The 22290-nt window shown below is 62.6% G+C and carries 29 protein-coding genes; 13 read left to right on the top strand and 16 right to left on the bottom strand.

Translation table 11 applies throughout. The features are described from left to right. Positions 1 to 169: 169 nt before the first annotated feature. Complete coding sequence (locus tag E5P2_RS30020; protein WP_162570894.1) at positions 170 to 532, bottom strand: hypothetical protein; 363 nt, start codon at positions 530 to 532, stop codon at positions 170 to 172. 228 nt (positions 533 to 760) lie between these two features. Here E5P2_RS30020 and E5P2_RS30025 point away from each other — a divergent pair, with 228 nt between their 5' ends. After that, positions 761 to 1150, top strand: a complete 390-nt coding sequence (locus E5P2_RS30025; protein ID WP_068674180.1) for a hypothetical protein — start codon at positions 761 to 763, stop codon at positions 1148 to 1150. A gap of 79 nt (positions 1151 to 1229) precedes the next feature. On the opposite strand, the gene E5P2_RS30030 is transcribed toward E5P2_RS30025, so the two are convergent. Beyond that, positions 1230 to 1535, bottom strand: a complete 306-nt coding sequence (locus E5P2_RS30030; protein ID WP_162570895.1) for a hypothetical protein — start codon at positions 1533 to 1535, stop codon at positions 1230 to 1232. Positions 1536 to 1610: 75 nt separating this feature from the next. After that, on the bottom strand, positions 1611 to 2102 hold the full coding sequence (locus tag E5P2_RS30035; protein ID WP_162577726.1) for a hypothetical protein: 492 nt from the start codon (positions 2100 to 2102) through the stop codon (positions 1611 to 1613). 216 nt (positions 2103 to 2318) lie between these two features. On the opposite strand from E5P2_RS30035, the gene E5P2_RS30040 reads away from it, so the two are divergent. Next, a complete protein-coding gene (locus E5P2_RS30040) occupies positions 2319 to 2951 on the top strand; it encodes a hypothetical protein (protein ID WP_162570897.1) in 633 nt (210 codons plus the stop codon). Positions 2952 to 3190: 239 nt separating this feature from the next. Here the strand turns inward: E5P2_RS30040 and E5P2_RS30045 are convergent, their stop codons facing one another. Together E5P2_RS30045 and E5P2_RS30050 are read right to left on the bottom strand one after the other, a co-directional pair. After that, entirely contained in the window at positions 3191 to 3574 is a 384-nt protein-coding gene (locus E5P2_RS30045) for a hypothetical protein (RefSeq protein WP_162570898.1), read from the bottom strand. A gap of 162 nt (positions 3575 to 3736) precedes the next feature. Beyond that, entirely contained in the window at positions 3737 to 3949 is a 213-nt protein-coding gene (locus E5P2_RS30050; protein ID WP_068674170.1) for a hypothetical protein, read from the bottom strand. Positions 3950 to 4099: 150 nt separating this feature from the next. On the opposite strand from E5P2_RS30050, the gene E5P2_RS30055 reads away from it, so the two are divergent. Both E5P2_RS30055 and E5P2_RS30060 read left to right on the top strand, forming a co-directional pair. Further along, positions 4100 to 4822, top strand: coding sequence for an alpha/beta fold hydrolase (locus E5P2_RS30055; protein ID WP_232076901.1), 723 nt, complete (start codon positions 4100 to 4102; stop codon positions 4820 to 4822). 290 nt (positions 4823 to 5112) lie between these two features. Then, the gene (locus E5P2_RS30060; RefSeq protein WP_162570899.1) at positions 5113 to 5961 is read left to right on the top strand and encodes a hypothetical protein; all 849 of its coding nucleotides are present in this window, start codon (positions 5113 to 5115) and stop codon (positions 5959 to 5961) included. Positions 5962 to 6074: 113 nt separating this feature from the next. On the opposite strand, the gene E5P2_RS30065 is transcribed toward E5P2_RS30060, so the two are convergent. Both E5P2_RS30065 and E5P2_RS30070 read right to left on the bottom strand, forming a co-directional pair. Continuing rightward, positions 6075 to 6407, bottom strand: a complete 333-nt coding sequence (locus E5P2_RS30065; protein WP_162570900.1) for a DUF4148 domain-containing protein — start codon at positions 6405 to 6407, stop codon at positions 6075 to 6077. Between the two features lie 283 nt (positions 6408 to 6690). Continuing rightward, positions 6691 to 7062 (bottom strand): hypothetical protein, encoded by a 372-nt coding sequence (locus tag E5P2_RS30070; RefSeq protein WP_162570901.1) that lies wholly within the window; start codon positions 7060 to 7062, stop codon positions 6691 to 6693. Positions 7063 to 7162: 100 nt separating this feature from the next. On the opposite strand from E5P2_RS30070, the gene E5P2_RS30075 reads away from it, so the two are divergent. Beyond that, positions 7163 to 7366: a hypothetical protein gene (locus E5P2_RS30075; protein WP_068674159.1), complete on the top strand. Its 204-nt coding sequence runs from the start codon at positions 7163 to 7165 to the stop codon at positions 7364 to 7366. A gap of 98 nt (positions 7367 to 7464) precedes the next feature. Here E5P2_RS30075 and E5P2_RS30080 read toward each other — a convergent pair whose 3' ends face one another. From E5P2_RS30080 to E5P2_RS30100, 5 genes are all read right to left on the bottom strand, one after another. Next, positions 7465 to 8337, bottom strand: coding sequence for a hypothetical protein (locus E5P2_RS30080; RefSeq protein WP_162570902.1), 873 nt, complete (start codon positions 8335 to 8337; stop codon positions 7465 to 7467). 205 nt (positions 8338 to 8542) lie between these two features. Next, positions 8543 to 9157, bottom strand: coding sequence for a hypothetical protein (locus E5P2_RS30085; protein ID WP_068674155.1), 615 nt, complete (start codon positions 9155 to 9157; stop codon positions 8543 to 8545). Between the two features lie 199 nt (positions 9158 to 9356). Further along, positions 9357 to 9851, bottom strand: a complete 495-nt coding sequence (locus E5P2_RS30090; protein WP_162570903.1) for a hypothetical protein — start codon at positions 9849 to 9851, stop codon at positions 9357 to 9359. 52 nt (positions 9852 to 9903) lie between these two features. After that, positions 9904 to 10491, bottom strand: a complete 588-nt coding sequence (locus E5P2_RS30095; protein WP_146039547.1) for a hypothetical protein — start codon at positions 10489 to 10491, stop codon at positions 9904 to 9906. Between the two features lie 190 nt (positions 10492 to 10681). Next, a complete protein-coding gene (locus tag E5P2_RS30100; protein ID WP_162570904.1) occupies positions 10682 to 11326 on the bottom strand; it encodes a hypothetical protein in 645 nt (214 codons plus the stop codon). Positions 11327 to 11419: 93 nt separating this feature from the next. Here E5P2_RS30100 and E5P2_RS30105 point away from each other — a divergent pair, with 93 nt between their 5' ends. Then, positions 11420 to 11872, top strand: coding sequence for a hypothetical protein (locus E5P2_RS30105; RefSeq protein WP_162570905.1), 453 nt, complete (start codon positions 11420 to 11422; stop codon positions 11870 to 11872). A 115-nt stretch (positions 11873 to 11987) separates the two neighbouring features. Then, the gene (locus E5P2_RS30110) at positions 11988 to 12851 is read left to right on the top strand and encodes a hypothetical protein (protein ID WP_162570906.1); all 864 of its coding nucleotides are present in this window, start codon (positions 11988 to 11990) and stop codon (positions 12849 to 12851) included. 320 nt (positions 12852 to 13171) lie between these two features. Here E5P2_RS30110 and E5P2_RS30115 read toward each other — a convergent pair whose 3' ends face one another. Further along, positions 13172 to 14620 carry a hypothetical protein gene (locus E5P2_RS30115; protein WP_162570907.1) on the bottom strand — a complete coding sequence of 483 codons (1449 nt, stop codon included), beginning with the start codon at positions 14618 to 14620 and terminating at the stop codon, positions 13172 to 13174. Positions 14621 to 15492: 872 nt separating this feature from the next. Then, positions 15493 to 15918: a hypothetical protein gene (locus tag E5P2_RS30125; RefSeq protein ID WP_162570909.1), complete on the bottom strand. Its 426-nt coding sequence runs from the start codon at positions 15916 to 15918 to the stop codon at positions 15493 to 15495. A 421-nt stretch (positions 15919 to 16339) separates the two neighbouring features. On the opposite strand from E5P2_RS30125, the gene E5P2_RS30130 reads away from it, so the two are divergent. From E5P2_RS30130 to E5P2_RS38415, 4 genes are all read left to right on the top strand, one after another. Beyond that, positions 16340 to 16918 carry a hypothetical protein gene (locus tag E5P2_RS30130; RefSeq protein ID WP_162570910.1) on the top strand — a complete coding sequence of 193 codons (579 nt, stop codon included), beginning with the start codon at positions 16340 to 16342 and terminating at the stop codon, positions 16916 to 16918. Positions 16919 to 17030: 112 nt separating this feature from the next. Then, entirely contained in the window at positions 17031 to 17972 is a 942-nt protein-coding gene (locus tag E5P2_RS30135) for a glycoside hydrolase family 75 protein (RefSeq protein ID WP_068674134.1), read from the top strand. Between the two features lie 228 nt (positions 17973 to 18200). After that, positions 18201 to 18887, top strand: coding sequence for a glyoxalase superfamily protein (locus E5P2_RS30140; RefSeq protein ID WP_162570911.1), 687 nt, complete (start codon positions 18201 to 18203; stop codon positions 18885 to 18887). 333 nt (positions 18888 to 19220) lie between these two features. Continuing rightward, positions 19221 to 19493: an AbrB/MazE/SpoVT family DNA-binding domain-containing protein gene (locus E5P2_RS38415; RefSeq protein WP_443083218.1), complete on the top strand. Its 273-nt coding sequence runs from the start codon at positions 19221 to 19223 to the stop codon at positions 19491 to 19493. 17 nt (positions 19494 to 19510) lie between these two features. On the opposite strand, the gene E5P2_RS30150 is transcribed toward E5P2_RS38415, so the two are convergent. Next, positions 19511 to 20260, bottom strand: a complete 750-nt coding sequence (locus tag E5P2_RS30150) for an SOS response-associated peptidase family protein (RefSeq protein WP_162577723.1) — start codon at positions 20258 to 20260, stop codon at positions 19511 to 19513. A 255-nt stretch (positions 20261 to 20515) separates the two neighbouring features. Between E5P2_RS30150 and E5P2_RS30155 the strand changes: the two genes are divergently transcribed. Both E5P2_RS30155 and E5P2_RS30160 read left to right on the top strand, forming a co-directional pair. Continuing rightward, complete coding sequence (locus E5P2_RS30155) at positions 20516 to 20986, top strand: hypothetical protein (RefSeq protein WP_162570914.1); 471 nt, start codon at positions 20516 to 20518, stop codon at positions 20984 to 20986. A gap of 94 nt (positions 20987 to 21080) precedes the next feature. Next, a complete protein-coding gene (locus tag E5P2_RS30160) occupies positions 21081 to 21800 on the top strand; it encodes a hypothetical protein (RefSeq protein ID WP_068674125.1) in 720 nt (239 codons plus the stop codon). 119 nt (positions 21801 to 21919) lie between these two features. On the opposite strand, the gene E5P2_RS30165 is transcribed toward E5P2_RS30160, so the two are convergent. Beyond that, positions 21920 to 22258, bottom strand: coding sequence for a helix-turn-helix domain-containing protein (locus E5P2_RS30165; protein ID WP_068674123.1), 339 nt, complete (start codon positions 22256 to 22258; stop codon positions 21920 to 21922). Positions 22259 to 22290: the final 32 nt, after the last annotated feature.

Genomic DNA, 22290 nt, shown 5'->3' on the forward strand with positions numbered 1-22290 from the left:
CTATGCCCCTTATCCCGCCTTTTAACCGCTAGCAGCCACTCTTGTGCCGGTTAAGGCTGGCCCGCACCGGCTGGCGCCGGGCGCCAGGCCGAGCCCGTCGGCATCGAGAGGGGCGCTGCGGCCCGACCAAGAAAAAAGCGCCAGATGAGCTGGCGCTTTTCGGGAATGGTCAAAACTTATAAGGTTCGTCCGTTCGCAGGACATCGGAGAAGTCGTCCTTTGCTCGGGCGGCATCGTTCGTGTGGGTCCAGTAGCGCTGGTAGGCCTCATCCAACAACTCGCGGCGTTCCTCGTCGAGAACGTTAAACGGGAATACGTCCGAAGGGCTGTACCTGCCTGCGAGCACTAAGCGGTGACCGTACTCGGTCGGCTTGGCAGTCTCGAGGCCCGAGTAGATGTCGTTGATGCTCTCCAAAGATTTCGGGTTGTAGTAGAAGAACGGCTTCGGCGAAAACAGCTCCGAACAGCCGATGGCGTCCTCTGCGGGAGAGAGCGTGAAGCCGGCGTCGATGAGTTGCTGAACAGTCCGCATGGCGGTTTCCTTTGGTGGTTGTCCTTTGGGTAAATCTTGTAGTCACCGCGTCCAGACCAGGTGACCGACGCTAGTGCCTAGCTGTTCGACTCCACGCGAGAAAGTCACGACTTGGGACTTCTGTCGTGCGCGGCACGCACAGGCATCGGGAATCACTGGTTTTTGCGTGATACAAGAGCATCTGGACATTTTTCCAAGCGCCGCCCTGCTTACAAGGACTTTGGACGTATGAAAAGAATGATGGCCTATCGGGCCGTGGCCGTCGCCGTGCTCGGTGCAGCGCTTTCGATATCCGCAACCGCAGAGGTCTTGGCTAGCGAGTACCAGGCGGCGATGCAATCGGCTCGCGACAAGCCAGCGATGCTGCTCTACATATCTGGTGTTGGAACCGGCTTTGGCTGGGCAAACGAGACAAACACCTACAACAAGGTGCGACCGCTGTACTGCCAGCCAGAGACGCTATCGATGAACGCACAGAATTTCACGCAAATTCTCGACGCGCGCTTGGCAAAGGTTACAGCGGAGAATCGCGCAATCGGCAAATCCACGGATATGACGAAATTGCACGCCGAGTTTGAGCTACTCCGCGGTCTTGAACAAACGTTTCCATGCCAATAGCGCAGTCCCGGCAGCCAGCGCAAAGAGAAGCCCCCAAAGAACAGGTTCTTTAGGGGCGAGAATCAGCTCGGGCTAAGGGCTAGAGCATGTCGTGCAGGCGGCGCGCGTCGCGCAGCTGACGGATGAGCTCGAGCACGACCTGCGGCTGTGCAGCGGCGATGTAAGCGACGTCGGCATCCCGGGTCGAGTACTGCGTCTCGTCCTCACCGAGCACCTCGATGTCGTAGCCGTGACGCGGGTTCTCGCGCGGTGCCGAGACAAAGCTCGGAAGTCCCGGGGAGCTGCGGACCTTCCAGGGCCCTTTGGTGGCAGCGTTGGCTAGGTTCTCGAGAGCTTCGAGGTCGAGTGGGGCGCCGGCGCCGCGGCAGGGGGTGGTATCAGGCATGGTGTTTCCTTCGTTAAGCGAGTGCTGCGCGGAGCAGCGGCCTGCCTTCTGTAGCAACCGGACCGGCCACGCCGCTTAACGCGCCTTCTGGAGAGGGATGGGCCGCCCGGCCTGGTCGAACCGCTTCGGGAACAGCACCTGCAGCTTGTAGCCAGGCTTCACGACCTGGAACCGGTCATCGAGCTCCAGGAAGAATTCCTTGACGTCACGGCGCGAGACGTGGCCATCCGTCGGACCGGCGAAGCACAGCTGCGCTGCCGACAAATCCGAGCCCGGGCGCCACATGATGCGAAAGGCGTCCAGAAGCATCTGCTTGGGAACAAGGAAGCAGTCGAAGCGCAGCACGCAACCGACGCGGGCCTGATGCGCGGCCTCGAGCCAGGCCGCTGCGGCGTCTCGATGAGCCGCCTCATCTCCGGCATCGTGCAGTCGTCGGGCCTCACGAAGTAGTTTTTCGAGCCCTTCAGGGCTGGTACCGGGCGCCCGCTCGTTCAAGGCTTCCACCTGGCTGCGCAGCTCCGCTTTAAGGGCAGCTGGCGCGATGCCGGCCGCATGGTAGCGGCGCACGAGCGCCTCGAGTTCCCGGGAGATTCGGCTTTGAGCTTCTTCGGATAGGGCGGGGGACACGGTTGTCTTTCGGAGGCTGAAACCCCGTGTAGCAACGGCCGTATAAAAGGTTGCGTCCAGCGTAACCAGGGGTCCGCTTGGTCGCAGCCTCGGCGGAGCTGTGTGGTTTTCTCGCCAGAACTACACGTGGCATTGCTCCGACTTTCCGAGGGGACCATGCCATACCTTGTCGACATTCATTGCTCCTATCAGCGCCGAGACCCCTGGGAGGGGTTCCGGACGGCACACGATTTCGCCCTGCTCGACGCCTTCCGAAAAGGCGCAACGCTGCATTTGGCGCTGCATGAATCCCCATGGCGCTGGTTTCTCCGGCCTGAGCAGGGGGATGAGGTCCTGGTGTGGAGCGGAGCACCTCAGGGCCCAAAGGGGCAGCCTGAACTCCGTCCCACCATGCCTCTACTGTTGAAGGAGCTCGCCCAGCCGGTGGCGGCATCGGAGGGAGAGCCGGTTGGTATCGAGCCCGGAGGCTGGCGCTTTGATGCTGAGGGATTTGCCCGGCGCGAGCGGGAGTGGTCGGAGGTGGTCGCCTGGCGCGAGGCGCGCAGGCAGAACCCCACGCTGTACAACCCTGAGCTCGGGCGCCTGAGTGCGGCCGCGTTGGCGACGCTGCGGCTGCTGAAGACTGGTCAGGTCGTGTACCCGTACCCCGAACTGGAAGCGCCGCTCCTGGAGCTGGATGCGCAGGGGCTGCTGAACATGCCCAGCGGCGCAGCGTTCAGCCTGGTTCCGCCGGCGCGCCGTCTGCAGGTGCCCCGCGGACCGACGCTCAAGCTCAACTTCGCGGGCTGACGCGACCGCGCCAAGAGATGGCGGGAGCCGCCGGCTTCGCGACCCCCAGGCCCTGGCTAGCAGCAGCCGTCTCCTCGGTGCCTATACGAGGAGAAAAACTTCCCTTCGAGCGCGCTGTTCAGTTGGCGCTGCGCCCAGGGCGAAAAGACCGTCCCGAGGCGGTCTTTTCTTATCCGTTCGGCCAGCACATGTGCGGTGATTGGTGGGGCGGGCCCGAGCCCGCGAGTAGGGAGCGGCCGCTAGCCGCTGGTCGAAAGTAACGCGCGCGCCTTGGCCAAGCGCGCCGGCAATTCGCGGTACCAGGGACTCTGCCGGACGTCAGCTTGCTCCAAAGAAGAAGTTTCTTGGTAGTACTGCTCAATCGCGCCTGCGTACCGCTCGCACATCTCGACCTCTTCTTTGTAGCGCTTGGCTTTGCGCAAGAGAATCGCCACCCGCTCGAAGTAGAACGGGGCGGCGACCACGCCATGGTCTGCCATGTTGCGCAGTTCAGCTTCGCAACATTGCAGCATCAGCGGGAGGTCCTGCGCACTGTCGCGTGCCAGGGTCCAGGTGGGTTTGCCGCCAACCGTGGCGGTGCTGGGTGCCCATGTCGTAGAAGGCTTGTCGGACGCCCGGCTCATCACACGGGCCTATCGCCGCCGCGGCAGCATGTTGGAAGCGCCAGAAGTTTCATGTCCGCATTTTCGCGCATGACGGTCACCGGAGCTGCCGCCAAGCTGGACCGTAGAGCACGGACGCGCCCCGAACGACTGTGGCGCCGGTCACCGGCGGTCAGCGACCCGCTACTTTTTGGGGGCCATCACGCCCATGGCCAGCTGTGTATTCAGGGAGGCTATTTGCTGCACAAGCCCCCATTGCCGCGTCATCAGCTCCAAAAACTCAGGGTTGGGCGGCATCGCCTTGGCCGAAAGCGCGAGCTGCGACATCGCTTGGGCGATGTCCTGCTGCTCCGCATAGATTTTCTTCGCGGCTTCCGAGTATTCGTCCAGCGTCATGCCATATCTCCTGGTCGTGGTGCGAAATCTTAGCGTTCCTGGGAGGCGAGGTCGAGCGCCACCGGAGCCGAGCGGGGGCACTCGCTACAGGAAGAAGACCTCTTGTTCAACCTCAGGCGCCAGCACCCGCAGGCGCATCCAAGGACTCCCATGACCCACACCCTCCAGTGCAGGTTCGCGCACACAGCGCTTGCCAAAGGTGCGACCACGCTTTCCGACACGCTTCTCGTCTTCCTGCCGGGCGCGTTCCTCCAGCCGGAGGAGTTCGAACGCCAAGGCATCATCGCTGCTGTCAAGGAGCGGAACCTCGCGGTCGATGCCCTCCTGGTGGACGCCAACGTCGCGTTCTACTACGACCAGAGCTTCGTCGAGAGGCTGCATCTGGACGTCATCCGGCCGCAGCGCGAGGCAGGCTACAAGTCCATCTGGCTCGTCGGTGTCTCCATCGGAGGCTTTGGCGCGCTGATTCATGAACTGGCCTACCCGGGCGCGGTCGACGGCATCGTCACGATTGCCCCGTACCTCGGCCGGCGCCCTATCGCCGCGGCAATCCAAGCCGCCGGTGGCCTGCGGAGCTGGCAAGTGCCCGAAGGGCCTCCGCCGGACCAGGAAGTCGACCGCAAGCTGTGGCCATTGCTCAAGCGCTACACCCAAGCAGACGCTTCCAGCGGCCTGCCTCCGGTGTATCTCGGCTACGGCTTGGACGACCGCTTTGCAAGCAACCATCGGGTGCTCGCGGACGCGCTGCCGGAAGGCCGTGTGTTCACGACACCAGGGGGCCATGCCTGGCCGCAATGGTCGCAGCTCTGGCGCGAGGTGCTCGAGGTGCTGCCCCTGCCCATGGCTGAAAAGGCTGCGGCCGCTACGGTTTAGGCCTTACTCTCAAGCTTGTCCTCATTTGATTGGCCCCCCGGAAACGGTGGGCCAATTTTTTGTATGCGGACAATCGGCGGAGTACGTGTCGCGGCGCTTAACGGGGAGCTACTGCCTTGCAACCGCCGAGTTCTCGGCTCAAAATTACTCGTTACACGCGTCGCAATCGACGGAGGTGTGCCATGGATTCATGCCGAAGCAGAGGGCCACTGGCGTGCACGCTCGTTTTGGCACTTCTGCCCCTCCCGTCTCTCGCAGACGTTGGTGGCCGTTCCGAGGCTGATGACACCGTGAAGCTCTACCGTGTTATCGAGCGCACGGCTATGCCGCAGGGGCCCATTCGCAGCTTCCCGTTTCATTCACAGTCCGTGTGCGAGTACGCGGGTCAACCTTTGCCCGGACCCAACCAAGCGCTTAGAGCGACCACGATAGCGGCGGTCGGGGATGACGAAGAGTACTTGTCCGTCGAAAGCTATGCGAAGTGCGCGCTGAAGGACCAACAGCCCTACTGCTTCTCCGTAATCCATCCGGGCGTTTGGACCTGGACCGAAGTTAGCATCTTGGACATCGCAGAGCGGCGCGAAGTGGTCCGCAGTGCCAGGTTTCCTGAGAATGTCTTCGAGCCTGTGCTAACCGCCCTGGAGGCATTAGTGCTCGAGAACATCGAGCGCCGCCTGCAGCAGCAACCAACGTTGCATACCGATGCGGGCCTGACAATACTGTATACGAGTGACGACCGCCGATTTGCGCGGAGGCAATGGCTGGCGCTCGAGAGGACTTTTGCTTTGCGCTGGGCGGGGTATCTAACTTCGCTTCCTCCCGGAGAGCAACGCGAGCTTCCTATCTATGCATTTCATTACGGCTGCCTAGCTGCGGGAGGTTCAGATTACCAGGTTACCTCGGACCCGCCGGGCGCAAGCATTCGCCTCATCAGTGACTTTGATTGGCAGGTCTGCAGGGCGCGGAACGCCGACCCTTGGAACCCTGACAAATGTGCAGGCTGGAGTATCCTCGTCCAGCCTTCCGCGCTATTGATAGGCACATACCGCTATCACGCCACTTGGCCCAGTGGAAAGGAGTCTCGGAACGTCTTCAAGGTGGAGTACATGAAGCACGAGGCCGGCATCACCCTTCGTTAGCTAATGCAGGGTGCTGGGTTGGCCTCTAAAAAAATCAGATGCAGAAGGGGCCGACCGGCGCGAGTGCGCGGGTCGGCCCCTGGCTGCTGCGGTGCGAGCTATGCCGCTGCCGATTACTTCGACGCGATGTTCGTATGGTTGAAGGTCGAGACGACCTTACTGTTCACACGCGAGCTGGGCTTCACGTTCTGGTCCGGAGCGTGAGCGGCGGCCACGGCCTGGGCGCGCACGGCTTCCTTGCTGGCAACCGATGCGACGGTCAGCACGCCGCGGCCGGGCTCGGCAGCCAGGTCGATGGACTTGGCTTCAACGACGGCTTCGATGTTCACTTCAGCGCGGTTCTTGCTCGAGGCGGACACATGCACGCCGTCGTAGGTTTCGGCGTGGGCGCCCAGCGAAAGACCGAAGGCGGCGATAGCGGCGAGGGCGAGGAGAGACTTCTTCATGAGGGATTCCGGTAGGTGGATAGGCTTTAGGAAAGGTCCGTTTGTATAGGTCTGCAAATCTTATAGGTACTTACCCGGAGATTTAGTAGCCCTATAATCGAAACAGTGCGTCTCCGTGGCAGCTACAATGCACCTGACGGCGCCGTTGCCTACGGGTTTTTCCATTATAACACAACCGCTCTCTGTGGGTCTATAGAGCAACCGGAGAGGTTGCGTTATAGGTTGATTGCCACCAAGGAAAAGCGAGACCCGAGGGGTCTCGCTGAATGATGGCAGACGCCGGCTATGCGCGCTTTCTGACGTGTCCGGGTGCTGGTGCGAACTGGCGCTCCGCCCAGACGTTGAGCCTGAACAGGTCTTCCAGGGGCATGTCGCCGAAGTCGAGCGTTGAAAGGCCTCCGTTGGCGCAGTCGACAATCACGCCGCCCTGCACGAAGCCCATGAACTCCTTGACGACAAAGCCGCCGCGGAGGACGAATGTCTGGAAGCTGGGCAAGCCAGGCGAGCCTTTGCCGCGCGGAACCCAGGCCTTCACCGGCTTGCTGCGGCCGATGGGGCCTTCCCGGAACCCGGTCTCGATGAGGTGGGCGCGCAGCAGGCGGTTGAGGGAGGCCGAAAGCCGGCGACGTTCGTTGCGATATTCCGTTGGGGTCATGAAGAGCTCCTTTTGTATTTCCTGCTTTCGTATAGCTGGCGCACGTCGGGGCCCTAGGCATTGGCTACACGGAAGCAGGACCACACTGGAGAGACTTCAAATGAATATCCTGCGCGCGGAAGCCTACCTGGCCCGCTTTGCCAATTCGGAACGCCTGTCCGACATCTACGACGACGACGGCATGCTGCAGGCAGCGCTCGCCGTGCTGTTCCCAGGCTTCGAATACCCCGACTTCTCCCATCTCACGATGGCTGAGATTCGCAAACGCTATGCAGCCAACCCGCAGAATCTGCTGCCGACATAGCCTGCTTGCCTCATTCCAAGACCTCTCCGGAGGTCTTTTTCACGTCCGTGGGGACGAAAAAAGGCGCCAGCCGGTGAGGGCTGGCGCAGGGAATGACTTCAGTCGAAGATACAGGTGGGCGCAGGGCCCGAGCGAGTGTCCTTGAGGTTCACGGCGTGCTTTGAGGCCAGGAACATCCAACAATAGTGGTGACCGTCACGGCGCATCTCCTTGACGCCAATCTCCCGTGCGGCGGTGACCGCCTCTTCAGGGCCCTCGGCGAGATTCCAGGGTTCACCGAACCCCACGCCTCCGTGGATGAAGCGCCAAGCCCATGAGCTCTTGCGCTCGTACACCTGAGGGTCCGGACGGTATTCGGTGTGTTCCGGCAGCTCGAACTCCATGGAGAGCAAACCCCCGCCGGTTTTGGCCAGCGTCACCGTCTCGAAGGCCCCGCGTCCATCCGGGCGGCGAGGACCGCATCCCCAGACGACGAACTCATCGAAGCGGACCTGGAGCTCCCAGCCTCCGCAACCATCCTTCGGCGCTGGGCCGCGATAGACTTCTGCCAGCAGCTTGGGCATGACCATCGAATAGCGCTCGCCCGGGTACTTTGCCTGCAGCTCGAGGATTTGCGCAGATGAGAAGCGGCCGGCCTCGTCGACGTCCACCGTCGCGGTCTCGCCATCCGCCTTGAGCCATGCGCTCTGAGGGATGTGCCAGACAACGGCCATGTGCGCATCCTCGTCGACCCGCTCGACCTTGCCGGAGCCCATAACGCTGGACCAGCCCATTGCGGCACCTTTCGGCCCCGCCGGGTTGCACCAGTGAGGGTTCTGCTCCCGCATGGCCACCCAGAGTGCCTCCTCGAAGGCGGCCAAGTTGTCATCATCGTAGGGGATGTCCGTTTGCAGCAGCACGTCGGAGGACTGCTTCAGTGGGGGCCGAAAGCCCCAGTTTGTTCGTTCGAAGGTGGCGCGATACAGCGGCATGTTCTCTTTCGTTCAGGTTAGTGTCCTGAGGCGTCTAGAGACGTCACGCCGCCACGCTTGCGGATTTTTCCCCCACGCAGACCGGCGCAAGATGGTGGGTAAGGGCCTTTAGCGAAGTTGGCTGAGGCCGTGCCGCCGCCGCAGGGGCCCACGCGGCGGTACAGAGCTCGCCGTAGGCCCGGCCCAAGGCCATTTGGTTACTTGGCTACCTGTTCGGACTGGCGAGGAGCTTGTCTTTGGCGGCGTTGTACTGGTCGAGGGTGACGTGGCCATCGTCCTTTAGCTTGCTCCACTTGATGAGCTCGTCGGCGACAGAGTAGGACGGCGACAGCCCTCCCCCATGAACGATATTCACGTCGGCCTGCTTGGCAGCTGGCACGGCGGCCTTCGACTTCGAAGTGAAGATGCCGTTGGCCTCAATCCACCTCTCATGGCCTCGCATCGGATTCAGGAAGAGCACCTTTACGAGGGTGAAGTAGCCGAACGCTATAGACGCGGCGACCCCCCAGGCAAAGGCCGATTCAACGGCGTAGCTGCGGTCCCATTTGTCCAGATTGCCTTCCCATACCCTGAGCACATTTCCCGCCGCGAACAGCGCGCAGCCGGCGAACACGATAAACCAGTAGCCCCGGAAATTTCGAACCGCAGTCTCCATGTGAGAGAAGTCCGCGTTCTTTTTTAGCATCCAGACTCCGAAGGCGAGGAAGAGAACCGGGATGATGCCGACAAAAAACAAGCTAGGCACCAGCAGCAGACCGAAGATGAAAATCTTGCTCTGGTCCGAGCTCGTTAAAGGTTGGCTGTATGTTGAAGAGGACATTGGGCTCATTGATTGTGCCGAGGCATTGTAAGCATTTATTGCTAATGAGGTTGGCCTGGCTGGTACAAGTGCCGACCCTGCCTATAGATTTGTGCATTTCTCCCTCGGTACCGTCCGCCCTTTTACCCTTTCGGCTGGCGGTACCCAGGCAAGAAAAAGCCCGTCGCAAGGACGGGCTCGTGAAGTGACGGGAGGAGGCCTATTGACGGAGAAGCGGCTCCGCCCGGTCGATGTCGTCAGCTGAGATGTGCGGTATCGCAAGCACCAGCTCCTGAAGTTGGGCAAATCCTTCGTCCTCTGGGTCTTCGGGCCAACGCGTCGGGACGCTCAGAACTTCCTTGGATACGCCGGCCGCGGTGTCCACGGCGACGCTCCCACCGAGCTGAGCGACAACCGCCAGCGCCAGCGCAAGCCAACGTGCGTCGAACGGAAGCAGCATGCCGCGTTCCCCCTTCTTGCCGAACTCGAAGTGGTACGACGCCGCGAGGATGTCGCCGGTGCCAGTACGCAGCTCCACGTGTGCCATCCCGACGCAGTCCGGACGGACGCTGACGCGAAGGCTCGGCACGCGGGGGTAGCGCGCGCCCGCAGCTTCGCTGAGGTGAAAAGGCGAGCCTGCCGATATCGCGAATGCCGCCCCGATGGCATCGATACGCGCTTCGGGCGGGAATGTGACGGTGATGTTTGCAGCCATGGTTTCCTTTTGGTGTTTCCTGCCCCGTATAGCTTCGCCCCCGCACGACCCTTCAAGGGCCAAGCTGCGCTTCCGCCCGTGTGGCGAGGTCCTCAGCCATCGCAAACAGCACCATCTCGGCCCGCGCGAGAGCAAGCGGCCCCTTAAGCCCCGCAGCCGCATGTTGCAGCAGGGCAAGATAGGTCGGGAACACTTGGCTTTCCGCAAGCGGGCTCCACCCGCCTGCCAACCCGTGCTCCTTGAGCTGAGGGCCGGTCCGCTTGATGACGCCGTTTTGGCTGGCAAGAACCGGGAACGCCAAACCTCTTGCCGGGCCGGCGAGCACCTGGAGAGCGTTCAGCGAGACCGCCACCCGCGCGTCGAATATGGCGGCCGCTTCGGGGTCGGCGGCGGCTGCAACCTTGGACCACGATGCGATGCCCTTGAAGTCCGGCACCTTCCCTTTTGCGATGGTCTGGACGTACGCGGGAACGGTGCCTGGAAGGTTTCGCTTGATGCCGCCCCACACCCGCACGTAGTAGTCGCCGATGGCGTCATGCTGTCCCGGGTTGGCCTTCCATTCACGGGTCAGCTGGCTTTTCAGGTCAAGATTCCGCGTATACGCGTTGCTTCCGGCGACCCGAAGACCCAGGTGCTTCAACAGCGTGTCGTCTCGAAACTGCCACGTGTAAGTGACAGGTAGCCTCGGCTCCTCCTGTGCTACGTACTGGGACACGACGGATACGAGAGCGTGTGGAAGAGCTATCGAAGAGCGCATTGTGTAGAGGCTAGGGTTGTGAGCGGGACCGAAAGGGATACGCGGCTTGAATCTGGCGGCATGCGGGGCGATGCTACGCGGCGAGTGACGCGAGCCGCTTCGTTGCCCTCCGGAGGAGGCTCACCCGCTCGGTCGGCACTTCGGCCTTGGTGTCTCCAAGAGCGACGATTTCGAACGAGGATTTGCTGGCAAGCTTGCGCGTGAGCGCGTCCCGCGGTCCCAGGCCGCGGAATTCGCCGTGCGACAGTACGTGAACCTGCAACTGGCGCGAGATGGCCTTCACGACTTTCTGCAAGGCCGCGGCCAGCGCGGCCTGGTCGGGTGCGACTTTGCCGTGAACAATCAAGAGCTCGAGGGTGCCGGCCGCGCCGGCCTCACCCAGGATGAAAGCACGAAGAACCGACTCTTTGAACTTCGAGCGCAGCATCGCACGAAGGGGCTCGGCTGCAGCGAATGACTTCAGCGCGATGGTGCGCAGCTCTTGGTAAAACACGAACGAGACGTTGGCCGTGACTTGCTCGGCCTGGTCCTCCGCTGGCTTGCACTTCGTCAGCACGCCGCTGCTAAGCAAGTGGCCGAGCGTGCCCTCCAGCTCGTCGGTGTCGAGCTTGCAGGTCTTGGCGAGTTCAAGAGGGGAGAACTGTTGGCCCGGATGGGCGTAAAGGACGGTCAGGAGCTTCTGAACTCCAGGGGACAGCAGGAAATCGGCGGCGCTCATCAGAGGGGGCGGGGCTCAGAACAAAGGTCCGCATTATGAAGAACGCCCGGGCGCCCGTCGCTACACATTGGTTTGGACACCTTAGGAAATCGCATGACCAATCGGGACGCCCCCATCATCGTTGAGCTGGACAATGCCAGCGCGGCCGCCTCCGTCGCCTCCCGGTGCTTCCTGCCCCTGAAGGACCAGGCAGCACGGCTGGACACCCAAATCGTCGAACACGCTACGCAGGCCCTCGCGTCGCAGGAGCGCGGTGAAATCCGTGTTTTGGTCGTCGGCGACCTTCACGACTCAACGCACGTCGAGCGGATTCGACGGGCACTCGAGGCCAACTCCGTAGACGGGGCGCACATCTCCGTCCTTGCCGGCGCCCCGCGCACGCGCTGCCGCACCCTTGTGGTCGACGACGCCTTTCTGGTTCAACGCCAATTGGCAGAGGCCATCAAAGCCATCGAAGTGCCGCGCCTGGAACTCTACGCCCCCGAAGCCGAGAACAAGCCCTGGTACCGGCAGCACGCACAGCGCGGTCGCCGCCGCGCCTACTGAAACCATCTTCCCCGGTCCCTGAGCTTCGCAGTTCAGGGACTTTTCCTTTTAGCGCGCTGGGGGCAAGGAACCTTGCTGTACCTACAGGATGCAGGAAATTTAACAAGGATAGCCCGTGAAAATCAAGATTGAGTTCAACGAAGCGCAGGTACACCTGACGATTCCTCCCGTGGCGAAGTTCTCGCCATTGCACAACGCCTTGAACGGCGGCTACCCGGTCATGGTGCTGGAAGACCCCTGGCTCCTGATTTCGGAGACCGAGGCGACGACGTTCGAGATTCCGTTCACCAGCTGGCGCCACTTCCTGCGTGGCGTTCAGCATACTTTCGACTACTTCGCAAAGGTCGAGGCAAAGGAAGGCGAGCCGGACAAGCTGGTGTTCGAGGTCGCAGGCGTCGAGTACGACCGCCCCCGCTCCATTCCCCTCCGAGACGAATTCGTGCGCGATGTTGGGGGCTTCATGCTCTCCGACACACGGATGCATGTGAGCGACCCCTGCTACAAGAAAGCGTCTGACGGCACCTCCCTTGGTGCCGTGGATGGAGCCTGGAAGGCGCGCGTCGTGTTTCGAGACGGCTTCAACGGCTTCTGCTGTGCTGAAATCACCGTGATGCACGAAGACTTCGAGGCGCAGGCTGCCGACAAAGCGCTCTTTCATCAGTGCGCAGCCATCGGCGTCGACAGCGGACAGGTCGGATTCTTTGACGGAGCCCACTACCCTACGGCACCCGAAGAGTTCGCGTACGAGGACGGCACCTTTTACAGCCGCTGTACCGACGCGACGGAGTGCCTGGCGGATTCTTGGGAGCACAAGAACCCTTACCCCATGGGCCAGGTTCCTGGCGCCATCGGATTTGTCACGCGCACGTTCGACGGCGACGGCACTTACCCCCTGTCGGTCGTCACTGAGCCGCAACTCGGCAAGGTCGTCGCTGCGCGTGTGGTCTTTGCAGACCGCATGTCGAAGATGTTCGGCTGATAGCTGTCACAGCTGACCGCGCGACCTGATTGAACGCACCCCACTAGCTTCGGCTGGCGGGGTGCTTTTTCGTCCGGTCGCGGTGCTCGCGCTTGGCATTTGCGCCGCTCGCAGAAGTCCGGGAAGGGTTGCGCCTGCGGGCGTTTCCTTTCTTGGGCGTACGGTCGGCCTGGCAGCCGCCTCGCGCTAGAAAGGAAGTGCCTGGGCAGGCCGCCCGTACGCCCCTCAAGGGATGGACGAGGTCCGGAAGCATTCTGAGTGTGTACCCCGTCCCACGGCGGCTCAGGATGGACCTCTCGACGACCTCAGCTTCACGTGCATCAGTGCGCCGGCAGCGCCCTCTGGCTCACGGCGATTTCCGCGGCCACCCGGGTTGCCACGGCAGCGAATGTCTTGGCGAGGACGGGGAGAGGAGGGCGGTTCTCCCACTCAATCCACTCGCGCGCTTCAGGCTGCTCGGGGTCCACGGAGATGACGCCGCCTGTCTTGTGCTCAAGCGCTTTCCGTACCGCGGTCTCCGTACGGGTCCAGTCGTAGCAGAGCGCCGCCTCGACGAGCTGCACGCGCCGCGCACCTTGCCTGCCGGACAGCTGCTCGACGAGGCCCACCAGGTCCTTGGTCATCCCGACCTTGGCGACGTTGGGAGCCTCAGGGCGCACGACGAGGTAGATGAAGCGCGCCTTGTCCGCCGCCTCGGACCCCATTGTTTCCACCATGCGCTCCTTCTGAGCCTCCAGGAAAGGGAAGGTCTCCAGCAGTACGGAGAGGGCACTGATAGCGGGTGCCACCAGAGCGTCGTAGGCCGGCCGGTCGTCGCGGTGCACGTTCCTGGCCATCTCGAAGACTGAGCGCGCCTCTTCGCTGGTCCCAAAGGTTGCGGTGACCAAAGCGAGCTCCGGAGGTTTGGACAGCCCACGGGCGAGCTCGAGCTCACGCTTCGCCCGCAAGGAGAGCGCCCGAGCACCAATTTTCTGGTCCCTTGCCTTCGCACGGCAGGCCATCTCGCAGCACAGCTGAAAAAAGAGAGCCAGCTCCTCTCGCAGGAGCGGGTTCAAGAGGGTCTCCTTCAGGGTGACCAAGCGCCGCTGCTGGAGAACGCCCTCAGCGGTCGGGGTCCATTTCTCGAGCGCGGCCATCACACTGCCGGGCAGAGCGCCGGTGCGACCGGGCAGCCCCAGGAACCCCGCAAGCAGCCCTCGCGGCGCGCCGGTGACTGGAAGGCCGGGAAGACCGTAAGGGGCTACGCTGGCCGAGGCCAGAGCCGATTTGGGGATGCCCATCAGGCCCTTGAAGCCGCCCCGCCGCGCCCGGCCCTGCTGCGCCTCGAAGTCGGCCTCCGAATTGGCAACAGATTTGGCCAATGCGCGAAGCCCCGCGCGGAGCCAGTTGCGGGTTCGCTCAATGCCGTGGCTCGGGCCTGGGAGCAAGGACGAATCCACCCTGTTCGCCGCACTCCACCGGGGCAGCTCTGCTTTTGCGCGTGCCGCTCCCCCCGTGTACCAGACACACGCTTCCTCCTGACTGGTTCCGCGATGTTTGTCGTCATGGCCGTTGTGCATGAAGTACGGCGCGCCGTTCGCCCGCTTTGCAAGGACGACGCGACTCGAACAGCGGCCGCATTGCGGGTTGCGCTGTTCACTCTGAAGCGCATACAGCCCCAGCGCGCGCTGGTAGTCAGCGTGCTCCGATGCCGGCGCTTCCGGCGCAGGCTTGGTGAGCTCCTTCGCGGAGACTTCGAGCTCACCAAAAAAGACGTACTCGATGGTCATCGCTCATTTTCCTGTGTGTCCTTCAAGGCGCTAGCAAGTGGTTGCTAGACGGTTTGTCGGACTAGCTATCTGGCACTGACCCGCAGTGCCAGATTCACATCTGGCATGAGGGCTTTCTTAAACGTTTAGGAGAGTTTCTTTGAATATAGACCACGCACAAAGCGCGCTCGCGCGCCTCAACATCTACCTGCCGACGCTCAACAGTCGTGCGCTGGAGGACGTTGTGTACGGCCGGGGGACACCTTCCCAGTCCCTTGTCACCATGCACACCGCTGCCATGGCGCTTCTGAGGAGCAAGCTGCGAAGCAAGGCTCGACAGCTGGCGGTGGAAGCTTGCGGCGCTCTGCGTCTCAAGTCTCTCCAAGGGGATGTCATTGCGCGGTCGTACCTCGCAGAGCTCTCCTCCCGGAACCCAAAATCAGTTCACTGATTCCAAGGCCCACCCTAAGCGGTGGGCCTTTTTTCGTGTTCCGCTCCGATAGCCTATTGGGCCGACTCATCCGAAGCCTTCTCCGTACGCGGGCTGGGCCAATCGGCGCGCCCTGTGTCCATCGCGACGTCGCCCCCGCAACGCCGGCACAGGCCGCCTTCCTTGGCGCAGGGGATGCAGAGCACCGAAGTGGCGCGGCTGCCGTACACCTGGTCCATCTGGCAACACATGCACGCTTGGACCGTCATGGCGGCCCCCGCAAGCCGAGTTCGGTAGAAGCACGCCCGGCACTCCTGCCGCGCAAGTCGCTCGGCTTCCCGCGCATCGAGCTCGATGTCCCGCGCCGCTCGAAGCAAGTCGTCCACGCGTTGCCTGGCGTGCCGGGTGGCGCGTGCCATTTCGGCCGGCGTCATGTCAGCAGGCGGCTGGTTCATCAACTGTTCTAGGGTTGGGAGGCGACGCGGCGGGCGCTGAACAACTCGACAACGTTGCTCGGAACGGCCTCTATTTTGTTGGCAATCTTCGCCAGGCCCGTCGCGAACGACTCGAAGTCTCCCTCGATGTAGTGGCTCCAAACGGCCTTCTCCTCGGGGGAGAGGTCGCCGCTCGCGATAAGCGCCAGCAAGCGGTCTGCGCGCAGGAGCCCGCTTTCGCGATTGATGAACATGACGGTCTTCACGAAGCCCTCGGCGTCGCTGTCGTCAAGGCGAAGCCCGAAGCGCTTGAACCAGCGCCCGTAGTAGGCACGTCCCTCCGGGGTGAGCTCCATCGTGCCCTCGGCGTCGTCGAACGCCACGTAGGCATCGACGAACTCGATTTGTGTGTCATCTGCGAGAGCTTCGCGACGGGGAAGGGGGATGGCGGTCATGCTGTTGTTCTCGATGGACGAGATAGAGTATAGCATAGTGCGCCTAAAATTGCTTATTCGTTTTAGGTCGGGGTCCGACAGGAATGCGCGCAGCGATGGCGAGCGAGCCGAGCCTGCCTGCTAAAATGGCGTAAGGAAACCGTTTAAGGAGTATCGAGGAATGCGGACAATATATCGGGCAACTGCTCTCTGGTTCGCTGCCCTGGCGGGCAGCGCGTCGGCCCAGTCGAGTGGCGGCGGCCAGTTCCGACCACTCATGCAGCTTGAGGGACGAATAGTCTTCGCGCGTGTGCTTGAGGGTGGTCTCCAAGGGGGGCGCTACGTCGGTGTTCAATCGATATCACAAGACACCGGCAGGGGTGCAAGCGGCCTGAATACGCAGAGCTACACAACCTTTTTTGACTGCAACCAGCCTCGGCGCATGAGCCTGGTTGCTGTAGGCATGAACAAGGAACCGGACGTCAACGCACCTCCCAAGTGGGACTGGATGCAGGTCGAGGGGTCGGAGACGGAATTCAAGCCGCAGCAGCTGACATACGAATCGATTGCCGACCACGAGCGCGCAGCGCAGGCAGACCTCGCTGCGAAAGGTCTCGGTGGCAGAAAGGTCCCGAGCTCATATCAGGCTCAAGCCTCCTTCGGCTGCGAGGTAGCCCGCGAGCCCGCGAAGGAAGAGCAGGTTGCGAAGCGCTTGATGCGGACCGCGGACGTCCCAGCACTAACCGAGCTTGACTGCGAGGGCAAGCGGCGCAGCGGGGAAGACTACCCTGTTGGCGTGCGATTCTCACAGCGTGAGGGGGTTGTGCAGATGAATGACCGTTGGATAGGAAACTCGCAGGTGACTGAGGAGGACGTTCGTGCCCAGACCTCTACCTACCGGGTGGTGGTGAACCGGAAGACGGGCAAGTTCGAGCTGCGGGCGATGCACGGCACGGAGCCGGGGAACGTTCTGGCCACCGGCAGCTGCGAGGTCGCGACGGCACAGAAGACCAAGTTCTGACGCCGGCGGCCGCGGTGACGCCCGCCCAAGTTTGCCGGGCCAGCCGTCCTGGGATTCCACTTCAGCCGCCGTCGTCGTAGCATGCGCTCCTCTAACAGGGCTGGAGGCGGAGATGACGGCAGAGAACGACGTTTTCATGAACTCGGCCGGCGCGGTGGCGCTAGCGCTCACCTTGGGGCTATCGCCCGCTTTCGGCGCCGATTGCGAGGGGTCGCAGCGAACAGACCTGGGCAACGTCCCGCGCTCCTGGGTGCTGACGGATGGCGGCATCGCAGCCTTTGCCAAAATGAACATCAACATCGACGGGTACGCGAGGGCCTACCATCCAAAGAACGCCGCTGCGGGTGCGCTTATTCACCTCTGCAATGCCGGGCGGCCCTACCTCCCAGACGGCACGTCGTACAACGCCTCTGAGGACAATCAAACCTGCACCGGGCGGTTCATGCAGGACTTCGAGCGCATCGGCGCTGCCGGCTGGAAGTCCCCGTCTGTCGGTGCCATCAACTGGTTCGGCATCCTCGGAACCGGCTCAGTCAAGGTCGGCAAGAACGCCGTGTCCGCGGTCGTGCCGGTCAAGCAGAAAGACGGCTCAGGCTTCTACGTGTCGCCGACGGCGCTTGCGGACGAAACCATCGCGGACAAGACCGAACAGTCTCGATATGTGAACCCGCTGCGCGTTCCTGCAGGTGTCGTGCCAAAGACCGTTATCGCCGAGGGCGTGAAGATGGGCAGCTTCGGTGTGGCCTACAACGTGAACCGGCGCATTGCCGTGCCCTTTGTCGTCGGGGACGCCGGCCCACGAATCGGCGAGGCCAGCGTCGCGCTGGCGCGGCTCGCAGCAGGACTCCCCCTGAAGGACGACATCAAGCGCAGCGAACGTTACGCCGGCCAGGTCGACACCCGGGACGTGCTGTGGGTGTACTTCAAGGACGCGTCTGTGGCCTATGACCACAAGAACGAGGCCGCCACGGTCGAGAAGGCCAAGGCTGCCTACCAAGCATGGGGCGGGGACGAGCGCTTGGCACTCTGCGTCCAGCGCGTGCCGCGGAACTAGCGCGAGTTCCCGCCGGGCGCCAGCCCAGGCGGGCGCGCCAAGGGCGCGGTGCTAGACTGAATTAGAGGCCCCGACCCTCTTGCCGCTCTCACCCTCACGGGCACGGCTCAAGCTCGGCTAGCAGGACATCAGTCCAGACCCACTTTTGCTTTTCGCGAAGGCGCCGGTCGGTAACGAGAGCAACCCCACCACATCCTGCGCGCCTTTGCGCAGACAAAAGGACAACTCATGGTTAGAAAACCGCAACCGAAGGACGCGGCGCGCAAGCTCGCCTCGTTTCTGACGAACGAAGGCGTCACGCTCGACAACCGCAAGCTGCTCGACATGGTCGCTATCGTCGAGGGCCACAAGGACTGGCAGACGATGTCAGCCAGTCTCAAGGGCACAGAAAATGCGCCGACCAGCAAGGCGGCCGGCCGCCAGACTCCCCGCGTTCGCGACTACACGAGGGCCTGGGCGCAAGTCGAGGCCCAGTGCCGCAGCACCTTGATGGAGCTCCGAGATATGCTCGAGCGCGCACTAGGTGACAGTTCATACAGCATTTCGGTGCCGCAACCCGATACCAACTCTGATGACTTCAGCGTTGGAATCACCGTGCTCGAAAATCCCATGCGACCTGGTCCGGTCGAGGACCGCATCCAGGTCACCTTGGAGCTCCGCCAGGCCGAGGACGACGAACAGCCGACCGAGGACCTCGCTAACATAGCACCGAGTCGGTGTCTGAAGTTCGGGCATGGAATGCTGTTGAATGTTGTCGACGCGCGGCTTGGAGACACCGTGGCCACTCAGGTTCCGCTCAACTACAGCTCCGAGGTCTGGACCCGGGATATTGAAGAGCTGCGCGGCCGCGCTTCGTCCGACGTTATGGACCTTGCCGGCGTCGTCTCCTCCATCGTCGCTCGATTGGACGTCTGATTTCGAGAGCCCGCATCTGCGGGCTCTTTTCTTTGCCCCTGGCAGCAATCGTGGCTGTCTCGCACCCCTAACCAGGCATGAAGAAGCCTTCTCGCTCAACACAGGCCCCAGCTGCGGGAAAGTTGCTGTGCCAATTCCCCGTGCGCAGCGCGCAATCGCCGACAGCGGCCCTCAGCGCGCCAACAGCCGGTCCTAGCACTGAACGTGGGCAGGTGGCGCGGCATCTGAAGGTGTAACCCCCACCCCGTCAGGCAAGGCCGAATCGTGGATAAACAAAGGTTTGACCCCATCTGTGCAGTGACGGCAATCTGTTCCGGCGACTGGGGAGGCCCAATGCAGCACACAGTTACAGTTCAGACTCGCGGCCGCGTGACCATTCCGACCGCGATTCGCGACGCTCTCCATCTGCGCCAGGGGGATGAGCTGCTGTTCGTCGAGGAGGCCCCCGGCAAGTTCGAGCTCAAGGTCGAGCCGCAACGAGCTGCTTTGCTCGGTAGGAGACGCTCGAGTCGGATTTCAATGACACCTCCTACGCGGTCGCCGCAACTCGAGCTCAACCTCGGAGCCGTCGAAGGGTCCCGCCCAATCCGGCCACGCAGCGCCTAGTCAATCCTCCGGGTACCTCAGAACAGCGACCCCGTATCGGCCGGCGGCGTGTCTTGCTTCTGTCTAGAAGTTGTTTTCCGAGGCGGCGCCGGGAGCGCCCTCGCTGCCAGGGCTTCGGCCGGCTGCACCTGCAGCACAGCCAAGGCCTCCTCGTTGGTGCCAAACAGCCAGGTCTTCCACGCGCTCTTCGGCAGGGCGACCACCGCGCGCTTGTCCTGCTTGTCCAGGGGACGCCTAGGGTCAGGTCGGTGGAAGCGTGCCAGCAGGGGGTGCCCGTCGACGTTGACGGTTGGCATCGTGAAGTTGGGAACAAGTTCTCCCGACTCGGGGTCCGTCCACTCTGACCACAGGCCGGCAAGCGCCAGGGGCTCGGTCTCCTTGGGGTTGCTGACCTGCCACCACTGGTTCTGCCCCGACTCCCAGTTTGGCTCGTCGTACCCCCAAACAGGGATGAGGCAGCGCTGCCCGTTTTTCCATGCATCTCGGAAGGTTGGGAGCCGCGCCATGGTCTCGCTGCGGGCGTTGTTGGTCATTTTGGGGCGACCGTCCTCTGCCAGTTCGAAGCGGGTAGCGGAGCCGGGGCGAATCATTCCCCACTGCCCCTCCACTTCGACGACAGCATCCGAACCTGGGCCTGGGCGCAGGAATCGACCTTGCCCTCGCGGTCCGATGGTCACGCGGACCGGCTCGAGCAGGTCGGAGGAGACGGCAAGCATGGTCGCAAAAGCAGGGTGGCGGCCTGTGGCCGGCGTGTAGCGGTTGCACATGTCGGTAAGTTACCGCATTGCGGCACGGGCAAGGTCGCCGAGGGCTTTCCCCGGAAGTCGGGACGCATAGCCGCGATGGCATGATGAGGCATGACCCTCGCCAATGCCCGACCCTCCGTAGAGGAGCACCCTGAAATCCCTCATGCGAAGCGGTACGAGTGCCGCTGGCGCGACGACCCTGCGAGGCCAGGCCGCCAGGTCCATTATTGGGTGGATAACGCCCCTACTCAACCGCACTGGCCGGAGAGTGCGGTCATGCGCTGGGACTTGCGGCAAAGCGATTGGCACCTGATATGGCCCGAGCTCATCGACCATCCCTGCGCCAAGCTGTTCGCTCCAACCCATCCTGACCGGAAGGGCCCTAGGCGGTTCCGCGACTGGGTCGAGTCCTGGCCCGAGGGATTTGCTTGGCGCTCGGAACTTCCTGGCCACCTTCATCCGGCCATCGAGAAGGCCCTGAAAGAGCTTTCCGAGGGATTGGCGCTGGAGGGCGACCCGGTCGGTGCCACGCCTGCCCTACAGGGCCCTCAATCTTCGGGCGATGCCGCCGCCGCATTGCGACCTGCTGGCCTTGACGTGCCCGGCTTGGTGGAGAGCCTGGCCGTCGCGCTGCACGAGGTGAACGATGGGGACCGCCCGGCAATCGCGCAAGCGCTTTCAACCCTGGCAATGGCTCCCGACAGCGGGCGCACGCTCGAGGCGTTGAAGAATCTCTTGAAGCCGTGAGTGCACGAATTGCGAGCAACCGAGAAATTGGCCACAGACAAAAGCGAGGCCCCGCCCCTAAGCTCAAAGACCCTAATCCCCCTGGCGGCGTCCCATGCACCTGAGAACACGTTTCCTGCTTCCGCTCGCCCTGGTGGCATTCCTTGCCGCCTGTTCACAGCCGAAGGACGCCATCATCCCAGCGGATTCCGCGACCTGGGAGAAGGACCTGCTGCCAAAGATTCAGAAGCTTTCAGACGATGACCGCGCGGCCCTAGCGGCCTATCTGGTGCGCGCCAAGATGGGCGAGGCATTCGGCGGCAAGACGATGCCCCTCGGCACCACGGTCGGCCAGGCCATCGACCAGCAAAAGGCTTTTGCGGCTCAGCAGGCGGTAAAGGCGGCTGAGGAGCAGGCGCTCAAGGAGAAGCTGCGCAAGGAACAGGAAGAGGCTGCGGCTGCGCTCAACAGGATTGTCACGGTGACGCTTCTCGAAAAGAAAGAGCTCGCACCAAACTACGAGCAGCGCCGATACAGCCAGGAGCAAGTCTTCAAGATTGGCATTCGCAATGGCGGCGACAAGCCAATCAGAGGCGTGAAGGGCGTGCTCGAGTTTGTTGACATCTTCGGCAAGCGTGTTGGCTCCGTCGCCTTCGCTGTGGCCGAGAACATTGCGCCCAGCCAGGCGCTCGTATGGGAGGGCAGCCGCGACTACAACCAGTTCCTCGATGAACACAAGGCGGTCTGGAACCTGGAGGAGGGGAAATTCACGACCCGCTTCGTACCGGAGCAGGTAGTTTTTGCCGATGGCACCAAGCTGGGTGCTAGCCAATAGCGCAGCGATGGCTCACGGCTTTGTAAAACAAATCGCCGCTCCGAAAGGTACGGAGCGGCGATTCGGGCGAAATTGATTCTGCCCTTTCGGCCGATGGCCGCCATCAGGCGGCGTGACGGTCATACCGGGTGGAGTAGCTTCGCCGGCACATCCCAGAAACCCTGGCGCGTCGCGGCGCGTACCACGTTGGCGCGCTTGCGGAACTGCGGGTCGATGGCAATCAGCTCGGCGCGCGGCACACTCAGCACATTGGCCATGCGTTCGAGGCAATGCGCATCCACGTTGGGCATCGCTGCACGCTCCACGCGGCTGATTTTACAATGTGAAATTTTGTAATCGAATGCGGCCTGTGCGACCTGCAGTTGGGTCACTCGCGCGCGGATGCGGGCGTTGCGGAACAGCCGCGCGAACTTCTTCAGTTGCGGCTTGGTGAACTTGAGCTTCTTGACGATTGCCATGGCATTTCCTGTGAGGTTGACGGGTGGTTTTT

The sequence above is a fragment of the Variovorax sp. SRS16 genome (assembly GCF_901827165.1).
Lineage (GTDB): Bacteria > Pseudomonadota > Gammaproteobacteria > Burkholderiales > Burkholderiaceae_C > Variovorax.

What these genes read in the sequence shown, in the direction of transcription:
- E5P2_RS30135 (WP_068674134.1), top strand. Translation starts at nt 17,031, where the DNA reads ATGACGGCAGAGAACGACGTTTTCATGAACTCGGCCGGCGCGGTGGCG.
- E5P2_RS30160 (WP_068674125.1), top strand. Translation starts at nt 21,081, where the DNA reads ATGCACCTGAGAACACGTTTCCTGCTTCCGCTCGCCCTGGTGGCATTC.
- E5P2_RS30045 (WP_162570898.1), bottom strand. Translation starts at nt 3,574, where the DNA reads ATGAGCCGGGCGTCCGACAAGCCTTCTACGACATGGGCACCCAGCACC.
- E5P2_RS30155 (WP_162570914.1), top strand. Translation starts at nt 20,516, where the DNA reads ATGCGCTGGGACTTGCGGCAAAGCGATTGGCACCTGATATGGCCCGAG.
- E5P2_RS30130 (WP_162570910.1), top strand. Translation starts at nt 16,340, where the DNA reads ATGAGCCTGGTTGCTGTAGGCATGAACAAGGAACCGGACGTCAACGCA.
- E5P2_RS30090 (WP_162570903.1), bottom strand. Translation starts at nt 9,851, where the DNA reads ATGGCTGCAAACATCACCGTCACATTCCCGCCCGAAGCGCGTATCGAT.
- E5P2_RS30105 (WP_162570905.1), top strand. Translation starts at nt 11,420, where the DNA reads ATGACCAATCGGGACGCCCCCATCATCGTTGAGCTGGACAATGCCAGC.
- E5P2_RS30040 (WP_162570897.1), top strand. Translation starts at nt 2,319, where the DNA reads ATGCCATACCTTGTCGACATTCATTGCTCCTATCAGCGCCGAGACCCC.
- E5P2_RS30065 (WP_162570900.1), bottom strand. Translation starts at nt 6,407, where the DNA reads ATGAAGAAGTCTCTCCTCGCCCTCGCCGCTATCGCCGCCTTCGGTCTT.
- E5P2_RS30075 (WP_068674159.1), top strand. Translation starts at nt 7,163, where the DNA reads ATGAATATCCTGCGCGCGGAAGCCTACCTGGCCCGCTTTGCCAATTCG.
- E5P2_RS30030 (WP_162570895.1), bottom strand. Translation starts at nt 1,535, where the DNA reads ATGCCTGATACCACCCCCTGCCGCGGCGCCGGCGCCCCACTCGACCTC.
- E5P2_RS30080 (WP_162570902.1), bottom strand. Translation starts at nt 8,337, where the DNA reads ATGCCGCTGTATCGCGCCACCTTCGAACGAACAAACTGGGGCTTTCGG.
- E5P2_RS30140 (WP_162570911.1), top strand. Translation starts at nt 18,201, where the DNA reads ATGGTTAGAAAACCGCAACCGAAGGACGCGGCGCGCAAGCTCGCCTCG.
- E5P2_RS30115 (WP_162570907.1), bottom strand. Translation starts at nt 14,620, where the DNA reads ATGACCATCGAGTACGTCTTTTTTGGTGAGCTCGAAGTCTCCGCGAAG.
- E5P2_RS38415 (WP_443083218.1), top strand. Translation starts at nt 19,221, where the DNA reads ATGCAGCACACAGTTACAGTTCAGACTCGCGGCCGCGTGACCATTCCG.
- E5P2_RS30125 (WP_162570909.1), bottom strand. Translation starts at nt 15,918, where the DNA reads ATGACCGCCATCCCCCTTCCCCGTCGCGAAGCTCTCGCAGATGACACA.
- E5P2_RS30050 (WP_068674170.1), bottom strand. Translation starts at nt 3,949, where the DNA reads ATGACGCTGGACGAATACTCGGAAGCCGCGAAGAAAATCTATGCGGAG.
- E5P2_RS30150 (WP_162577723.1), bottom strand. Translation starts at nt 20,260, where the DNA reads ATGTGCAACCGCTACACGCCGGCCACAGGCCGCCACCCTGCTTTTGCG.
- E5P2_RS30020 (WP_162570894.1), bottom strand. Translation starts at nt 532, where the DNA reads ATGCGGACTGTTCAGCAACTCATCGACGCCGGCTTCACGCTCTCTCCC.
- E5P2_RS30070 (WP_162570901.1), bottom strand. Translation starts at nt 7,062, where the DNA reads ATGACCCCAACGGAATATCGCAACGAACGTCGCCGGCTTTCGGCCTCC.
- E5P2_RS30055 (WP_232076901.1), top strand. Translation starts at nt 4,100, where the DNA reads ATGACCCACACCCTCCAGTGCAGGTTCGCGCACACAGCGCTTGCCAAA.
- E5P2_RS30025 (WP_068674180.1), top strand. Translation starts at nt 761, where the DNA reads ATGAAAAGAATGATGGCCTATCGGGCCGTGGCCGTCGCCGTGCTCGGT.
- E5P2_RS30165 (WP_068674123.1), bottom strand. Translation starts at nt 22,258, where the DNA reads ATGGCAATCGTCAAGAAGCTCAAGTTCACCAAGCCGCAACTGAAGAAG.
- E5P2_RS30100 (WP_162570904.1), bottom strand. Translation starts at nt 11,326, where the DNA reads ATGAGCGCCGCCGATTTCCTGCTGTCCCCTGGAGTTCAGAAGCTCCTG.
- E5P2_RS30085 (WP_068674155.1), bottom strand. Translation starts at nt 9,157, where the DNA reads ATGTCCTCTTCAACATACAGCCAACCTTTAACGAGCTCGGACCAGAGC.